The organism is Streptomyces sp. P5F9, from assembly GCF_057961495.1.
Genome location: NZ_JBXVPZ010000065.1, coordinates 23,330 through 30,983, shown reverse-complemented (window position 1 = coordinate 30,983; position 7,654 = coordinate 23,330). Strand labels below are relative to the sequence as shown.

At 72.0% G+C, this 7,654-nt stretch carries 7 protein-coding genes; 5 read left to right on the top strand and 2 right to left on the bottom strand.

The window, feature by feature from the left end:
- Nucleotides 1-854 (top strand): XdhC family protein (locus AC31A1_RS14005; RefSeq protein WP_489653610.1); only part of this gene is annotated, 854 nt, incomplete at its 5' end.
- A gap of 90 nt (nt 855-944) precedes the next feature.
- Here AC31A1_RS14005 and AC31A1_RS14000 read toward each other — a convergent pair.
- Both AC31A1_RS14000 and AC31A1_RS13995 read right to left on the bottom strand, forming a co-directional pair.
- The gene (locus tag AC31A1_RS14000; protein WP_489653609.1) at nt 945-2,360 is read right to left on the bottom strand and encodes an MFS transporter; all 1,416 of its coding nucleotides are present in this window, start codon (nt 2,358-2,360) and stop codon (nt 945-947) included.
- A gap of 38 nt (nt 2,361-2,398) precedes the next feature.
- Complete coding sequence (locus tag AC31A1_RS13995; protein WP_489653608.1) at nt 2,399-2,902, bottom strand: metallophosphoesterase family protein; 504 nt, start codon at nt 2,900-2,902, stop codon at nt 2,399-2,401.
- A gap of 121 nt (nt 2,903-3,023) precedes the next feature.
- Between AC31A1_RS13995 and AC31A1_RS13990 the strand changes: the two genes are divergently transcribed.
- The 4 genes from AC31A1_RS13990 to AC31A1_RS13975 all read left to right on the top strand — a co-directional run bounded on the left by AC31A1_RS13990 (nt 3,024) and on the right by AC31A1_RS13975 (nt 7,606).
- Nucleotides 3,024-3,485 (top strand): MarR family transcriptional regulator, encoded by a 462-nt coding sequence (locus tag AC31A1_RS13990; RefSeq protein WP_489653607.1) that lies wholly within the window; start codon nt 3,024-3,026, stop codon nt 3,483-3,485.
- Nucleotides 3,482-4,879 (top strand): MFS transporter, encoded by a 1,398-nt coding sequence (locus AC31A1_RS13985; RefSeq protein WP_489653606.1) that lies wholly within the window; start codon nt 3,482-3,484, stop codon nt 4,877-4,879. The genes AC31A1_RS13990 and AC31A1_RS13985 overlap by 4 nt, the downstream gene beginning before the upstream one ends.
- Before the next feature lie 29 nt (nt 4,880-4,908).
- Nucleotides 4,909-5,502, top strand: coding sequence for a hydrolase (locus AC31A1_RS13980; protein ID WP_489653605.1), 594 nt, complete (start codon nt 4,909-4,911; stop codon nt 5,500-5,502).
- Nucleotides 5,503-5,638: 136 nt separating this feature from the next.
- Nucleotides 5,639-7,606, top strand: a complete 1,968-nt coding sequence (locus tag AC31A1_RS13975) for a glycosyltransferase family 2 protein (RefSeq protein WP_489653604.1) — start codon at nt 5,639-5,641, stop codon at nt 7,604-7,606.
- Nucleotides 7,607-7,654 lie beyond the last annotated feature (48 nt).

Here is a 7,654-nt window from a genome sequence, read left to right as displayed (position 1 = left end):
CCGTGCTGGTACGGCCTGTCACTCCCGATATCGATCCGGCGTTCGGGGTGGTGGCGCGGTCGGTCGCCGCGGGTGAGCCGGTGACGGTGGCGACGGTGGTCGACGGTCCGGCGGTGCGGGGGGCCACGCTTGCCGTTTGGCCGGAGGGGGTCGGGGGCCGCGCTGGTGTTGTCGGCAGCCCCGGCACCTCTGGCACGCTCGGTTCGACCGGCCTGGACGTGGCCGTCACAGCAGACGCCCGCGGTGAACTCGCCCTCGGCGCAACCGGGTTGCGGCACTACGGCCCTCGCGGTGAGCGCCGTGAGGACTCCGTCACCGTGTTTCTGCACTCGTTCGCGCCGCCGCCCCGGATGCTGGTCTTCGGTGCGATCGACTACGCGGCGGCGGTGGCCCGGATCGGTGACTTCCTCGGCTACCGGGTCACCGTGTGCGACGCCCGCCCGGTGTTCGCCACGCCGGAGCGGTTCCCGGTGGGCGTGGAGGTGGTCGTGGACTGGCCGCACCGCTATCTGCACGGCACGGACACCGACGACCGCACGGTGATCTGCGTCCTCACCCACGACCCGAAGTTCGACGTACCGCTGCTGGAGGAGGCGTTGCGCCGGCCGGCCGCGTACATCGGGGCGATGGGCAGCCGCCGTACGCATGACGACCGCATGCGACGACTGCTCGAATCCGGCCTGAACGAGGGCGAGTTGGCCCGCCTGCGCTCACCGGTCGGCCTCGACCTCGGCGCGCGTACACCCGAGGAGGTGGCCGTGTCCGTGGCGGCCGAGATCGTCGCGCTGCGGTGGGGCGGGACGGGGGTGCCGTTGACGGGCGCGGCGGGGGCGATTCATCGGCTGGTGCGGTGAGGTGAGGGGTCCGCTCGCCGGGCACGGGCACTCGCGTCCCCAACAGCCTTAGTGACCGCGCCAGTTCGGCTCCGGCAAGTCGCCCCGTACTCAGCTCCGCAACGGCCGCCACACCCCCGGCAACAACACGACCGCGACCACCGCGGCCACGCCGTAGAGCCCCGCCGAACCGACCGCGACCGTATGGAACCCGCGCAGGAATCGACCCTCGTCCTGCGGTGGTCCGGCGATCGCGCCCGCCACCGCGATGCCGATCGCGCCGCCGGTCTGGCGGGCGGTGTTGTTGACGGCGGAGGCCAGTCCGGCGCGGTCGGCGGGGACGGTGGCGATGGCCGCGGCGACCACGGCAGGGGTGAGCAGACCGCAGCCGATGCCCCACAGGAGGAGCGCGGGGAGGAGGACCGGGAGTCCGGAGTCCGGCTGGGCACGGGCCAGGAGGGCGAGGCCCACCGCGGCGAGCAGCAGGCCCGCCGCGGCCGGTACACGTGAGCCGATCCGGCTGGTGATCCGGCCGCCGAACGGGGCCATCACCGCGAGCGGCGCGAACAGGGGGAGGACAACCAATCCCGCTACCAGCGCCGAGCGGTGCTGTACCGACTGCATGAACAGCATCAGTACGAACAGGGTGCCCAGCGTGCCGAGGTTCATGATCCCGGCGGTCGCGTTCGCCGCGTCGAAGGCGGGCCTGCGCAGCAGTGCCGGCGGGAGCATCGCCTCGTCCCCGCGCCGGAGTTCGGCCACCGTGAGCGCGGCGAGGGCCAGGACGGCGACGGTCGCCGCGGTGATGACGTACGGGGAACCGGCTCCCGTACGGCCGCCCTCGATGAAGGCGTACGTCGTCGCGAGGAGCAGAAGACCGCCGAGCAGGAGTCCCGGCGGATCGAGCCGTCGGGCTCCCGCCTCCCTGCTCTCCTCCACGACGGCCGCGGACCGGACCAGCGCGAAGAGCACCACGGGCACGTTGATCAGGAAGATCGCCCGCCAGCCGAGCCAGTCGGTGAGCGCGCCTCCGAGCAGCGGGCCCGCGGGCAGGGCCAGGCTTCCGACGCCGGCCCAGACACCGATGGCACGCGCGCGTGCCGCGTCGTCGGGATACGCGCGGCTGATGATGGCCAGCGTCCCCGGCAGCAGCAGCGCGGCACCCACGCCCTGCACCACGCGGGCGGCGACCAGTACGGCCACGTCCGGGGCCAGCCCGCAGGCGAGGGAACCGACGCCGAAGACGGCGAGTCCGGCCAGCACGACGCGTCGGTGGCCGTACCGGTCTCCGGCCGTGCCGCTGGTGAGCATGAGCGCGGCGAGCGCCAGGGCGTAGCCGTCGACGACCCACTGGAGGCCGCCGATGTCGGTGTGCAGGCCCGAACCGATGCGCGGCAGCGCCACGTTGACGACGGTGACGTCGAGCAGCACCAGGAAGTAGCCGGCGCACATGACGAGCAGGACGGTGCGGGGCGCGGCGTCCCGGCGGGCCGGCCGCCGTGCCCCGGTTTCGCGTGTATCGGCCATGCTCTCTCGCGTACCCCGGGAGGCGCTCGTGATCCCGGTCAGCTTCTCGGCGGCAACCGGTGCAGCACGAGATCCGTCAGCGTGCCGTCGTCCACCGTCACCGTCATGTACGTGCGGTACGGCTGGCGGCGGCGGTCGGTCGGCGACCCCGGGTTCAGCAGGCGCAGCCCGCCCGCGGCCGTCGTATTCCAAGGAATGTGGCTGTGCCCGAAGACGAGCACGTCCACGTCGGGGAATCGGGCCGCGCAGCGCACCTCGCGGCCCTGGGCGGGGCCCGTCTCGTGGATGGCGCCGAAGCGCAGGCCGCCCAGCTCGGCGTAGGCCGTCTCCGGGAGCCGGGCGCGCAGCTCGGGGCCGTCGTTGTTGCCGTACACGCCGACGAGCCGGCGGCTGCGGCTCTCCAGCAGGTCGAGGGTGGCCGTGTCGACCCAGTCGCCGGCGTGGAACACGACGTCGGCGCGCGGGAGTTCGGCGAGGAGTTGCGCGGGGAGTTCCTTGGCACGCTTGGGGAGGTGGGTGTCGGACATCAGGAGCAGGCGCACGGTCTCAGCCTAGGGGTGTGGCGCTGTCGCGGCTTCCCGTTGCCGCTTCCGAAAGGATCTACAGCCAAGACTGTTCAGTTGTGACTGGACAGTTTGCTCTGCCGGTTTTACGGTGGGGTACATGGATCACCGGCTCACCGAGACACCCGCGGGCATCTCCGACTCCGCGGCCCGTTCCGCGCGCGATCTGCGCGTGGTGCTCAGCCGGCTGCGGCGCAGAATCCGCGAGGTCGCGACGGACGAGGACCTCACCCCGTCGCAGGAGTCGGCGCTCACCCTGGTCGGCAAGCACGGCGCGGCCACCGCCAGCGCCCTCGCGTCCGCCGAGGGGGTCAGGCCGCAGTCGATGGCCGCCACCCTCGCCGCCCTCGACCAGCACGGGCTCATCCGGCGCAGCCCCGACCCCGAGGACGGCCGTAGACAGCTCGTCACCCTCACCGAGGCCGGCCGCGAGCGGATCGAGGGCAACCGGCAGGTCCGCGGGGAGTGGCTCGCGCGCGCCTTCGAGGACCGGTACACCGAGCGGGAGCGCCGCACGATTCTCGACGCGCTGGCGTTGATGGAACGGCTGTCGGAGCAGTGATACCGAAGCTCACCCGGGCAGCACGGACCACGCGTCCCGCACCGGCCGGCTTCGACCGGCGCCTCATCGCGCCGATGGTCCTCGGCTCCGTACTGAACCCGGTCAACTCCTCGATGATCGCCGTGGCCCTCGTGCCCATCGGCATCGCCTTCGGGGCACCGCCCTCGGAGACCGTATGGCTGGTCTCGGCGCTCTATCTCGCCACGGCCGTGGGCCAGCCGGTCATCGGGCGGCTCGTCGACATGTACGGGCCGCGCCGTCTCTACCTCATCGGTACGGCCCTGGTCGGCATCGCCGGACTCATGGGCGCCCTCGCGCCGTCGCTCGGCGTCCTGATCGCCGCCCGTGTCCTGCTCGGGTTCGGCACCTCGGCCGCGTATCCGGCCGCGATGCAGCTGACCCGCAGCGAGGCCGAACGCACCGGCGAGGACAGCCCGGCCGGTGTCCTCACCGCGCTCGCCGTCTCCGCCCAGACGGTGGCGGTGATCGGGCCCACGCTCGGCGGTTTCCTCATCGGCGTCGGCGGCTGGCGCGCCATCTTCACCGTCAACGTGCCGCTGTCCATCGCCTGTCTCGTCCTCGGCGCGCTGCGACTCCCGAAGACGGACAAGGACACGGCCGGCACCCGGCGCGATGTCGACCCGCCCGGCATGCTCCTGTTCGCGCTCATGCTGGTCTCGCTGATGATGTTCCTGACCGCCCCCAGGCTCTCCGAGTGGTACCTCCCGGTCCTCAGCGCCGCCGCGGCCGTCGCCTTCGCGCAACGCGAACTCCGCGTCCCGGAACCCTTCGTCGACCTGCGCGTCCTCGGCGGAAACCTCCCCCTGGTGACGACGTACGTCCGCCAGTTCCTCGGCTACACCACCTCGTACGCCTTCCTCTACGGCTACACGCAGTGGCTGGAGGAGGGGCGCGGCCTGCGCGCCTCCGCCGCCGGGCTCATCCTGCTGCCCCTGTCGGCCACCGCTCTCGGCGTCTCCACCCTCACCGGGCGCCGTGAGGCGATCCGCGTCAAGCTGCTCGTCGGCAGCGCCATCCAGACCGTCGGCTGCGCGGGGTTGTTCCTCATCGATTCCGACAGTCCGGTCTGGGCGCTGCTCGCCGTCGGTGCCGTGCTCGGCATACCGCAGGGCCTGCTCGGTCTGGCCGGGCAGAACGCCCTGTACCGGCAGGCCGAGCCCGCGCGCATCGCGTCCGCCGCCGGGCTGCTGCGCACCTTCATGTACCTCGGCGCACTCGCCGCCTCCGCGGCCACCGCGGCCTTCTTCCCGCACCGCGCCGACACCCCGGGACTGCACGACCTGGCCCTCTTCATGGCGATCGGGTCCGCGCTGCTCCTGGCGATCACCCTGCCCGACCGTTCCCTGCGCACCCTCACCCCCCAGACCGTCTGAGCCTCCGTACCTCCTGAAAGGCCTCTCCCATGGCACTCACCACCCTCGACCCGCGTACCGCGCTCGTCGCGATCGACCTCCAGGGCGGCATCGTCGGCGCCCCGACCCAGCCGTACAGCGGGCCCGAGGTCGTCGCCCGTACCGTCGAACTCGCCGACGCCTTCCGGGCCGCCGGCCTTCCCGTGGTCCTGGTCCGCGTCACCTTCGCCGCCGACGGCGCGGACGCGGTCCCCGGCCGCAACGAGCAGCAGCGGCCCGGCGGCGCGAGCCGCCCGGAGGGCTGGGACGTCATCGTCGACGAGCTGGCCGGGCACCCCGGCGACATCCACGTCGTCAAGCGGAACTGGGGCGCCTTCCACGGCACCGATCTCGACGTACAGCTGCGCCGCCGCGGGATCACACAGATCGTGCTGACCGGCATCGCCACCAGCATCGGCGTGGAGTCCACCGCCCGCGCCGCCCACGAGCACGGCTATCACGTGACCCTGGCCACGGATGCGATGAGCGACCTGGACGCCGTCTCGCACGCCCACAGCGTCGAGCGGATCTTCCCGCGTCTGGGCGAAACGGGCACGTCCGCCGAAATCCTGGAACTTCTGGCCAAGACCCACGACGTGAGGTGACTTCCGTCCGCGTCGGGTTAACCGTTGCCCAACACCAGCCCAATGGGCGGCATCGCGACAGACCGGGTTAGCATCAGCCCACCGCGCCGTTCCACAACAGGGGACGGGCGGCGCAAACAAGGGGGCTAGAAGCCGGATGTCGGTCAAGGTCAGTGTCGTCGTCCCTGTGTACAACCCGGGGCCTTATATCGAGGATTGCATCTCCTCTCTCCTCAGGCAGTCGCTGCCCAACGATGAGTACGAGGCGATCTTCGTCGACGACGGCTCGACGGACGGCACGCCCGCGCGGCTCGACGAGATCGCCGCCGAGCACCCCCACATGCACGTGATCCACCAGGAGGCGTCCGGCTGGTCGGGCAAGCCCCGCAACGTCGGGATCGCCGCCTCCAAGGGCGAGTTCGTCATGTTCGTCGACAACGACGACTACCTCGGCGACGAGGCCCTGGAGCGGATGTACGAGTACGGCGTGGCCAACGGCGCCGACGTGATCGTCGGCAAGATGGCCGGCAAGGGCCGCGCCGTACCCGTGGAGCTGTTCCGCAAGAACTATCCGCACGCGTCGGTCGCGACCGCGCCGCTGATGGACAGCCTCACCCCGCACAAGATGCTCCGCCGCGCGTTCCTCGACCGCATCAACCTGCGGTTCCCCGAGGGGCGTCGCCGCCTGGAGGACCACGTCTTCGTGACGGAGGCCTACCTCGCCGCGGACAACGTCGCCGTGCTCAGCGACTACGTCTGCTACTACCACATCAAGCGCGAGGACGCCTCGAACGCCGGCTTCCAACGCTTCGACCCCGTCGGCTACTTCAAGAACCTGCGCGAGGCCCTCGACGTCGTCGAGAAGTACACCGAGCCCGGTGCGGCCCGCGACAAGATCTTCCGCCGCTGGCTGCGCGTGGAGATGATGGAGCGCCTCGGCGGCGGCCGGCTGCTGAAGGCCCCCGACGAGTACCGCCGTGAACTCCTCAAGGAGATCCGCGGTGTCATGACCGAGCGCTTCGGCCCCGGTGTCGCGGCCGGTCTCGGCCCGCGGCTGCGCGTCGTCGCGGCCCTCGCCGCCGCCGACCGCTACGACGACCTCGTCGAGCTCGCCGAGTGGGAGGCCTCCCTCAAGCCGACCGCGGTCCCGGGCGAGATCGAGTGGCGGGACGGCAAGCTGCTGGTCCACTACCAGGCCGAGTTCGTCATCGACGGCAAGCCGGCGGTCTTCGAGGCGAAGGGCGCCCCCGCTCCCAAGCACCCGGAGCCGAAGACCCTGGCCGAGGCGACGGCCATGCTGACGGCCGACGCCACCGCCAACTTCAAGAAGGCGACGGCCGACCTCGTCGTCCGCGAACGCACCAGCGCCGCCTCGCACTTCCAGCCCGTGCAGATCTCGCACGAGACGGTCGCCGACGGCGACGGCGTCCGCCTGGTGCTGCACGCCACGGCCACCGTCGACCCCGCGACCGCGGGCGGCGGCTCCCCGCTCGGCGGCGGCCTCTGGGACACCTACGTCCGCGTCGTCATCGGCTCCTGGAACAAGGAGTGCCGCCTCGGCCCGGTCCCGCAGCACGGCGAGAACGCCGGGCACGCCGGTGTCGTCGCCGGCCAGGTGCTGCTCCCGTACTACACGGAGCCGCACGGCAACTTCTCGCTGGACGTCGACAAGGCCAGCAAGCGCCTCGGCCTCGCCGACCTCAAGCCCGAGGACTTCACGGTCACCGGCGCCCGCGTCGGCGTCCTGCTCCCCTTCTACGTCCCCGCCACCACCGACGTACTGCTGCGGCTGACCCACAAGTCGTCCGGTACGACGCTGGACGTGCCCGGTGTGGTCTCCCCCGAGTCCTCCGGCGCGCGGCTGGCCGCCGAGGTGCCGGCCGCGGATCTGAAGGACGCGGCGTGGAACGCGTCGGTGTGCCTGACCCCGGCCGCGACCGGGCAGCGTTTCCTGGCGCTGCCGGTGCGGCTGGCCGGTGACGCCGGGGGTATCCGGGTGGAGGCGGCGCCGAAGGCCGCGAAGCCCGCCGAGCCGAAGCCGGCGCCGAAGCCGGTGGCCGCCAAGCCCAAGCCCGGGCTGGCCTACCGGGTGGCGCGCAAGCTGAAGCGCGCCCTGAACAAGTAGCGGTATCCGAGAGCGAGTCGCGGTACCCGAGCAAGCAGCAGTGCCCGA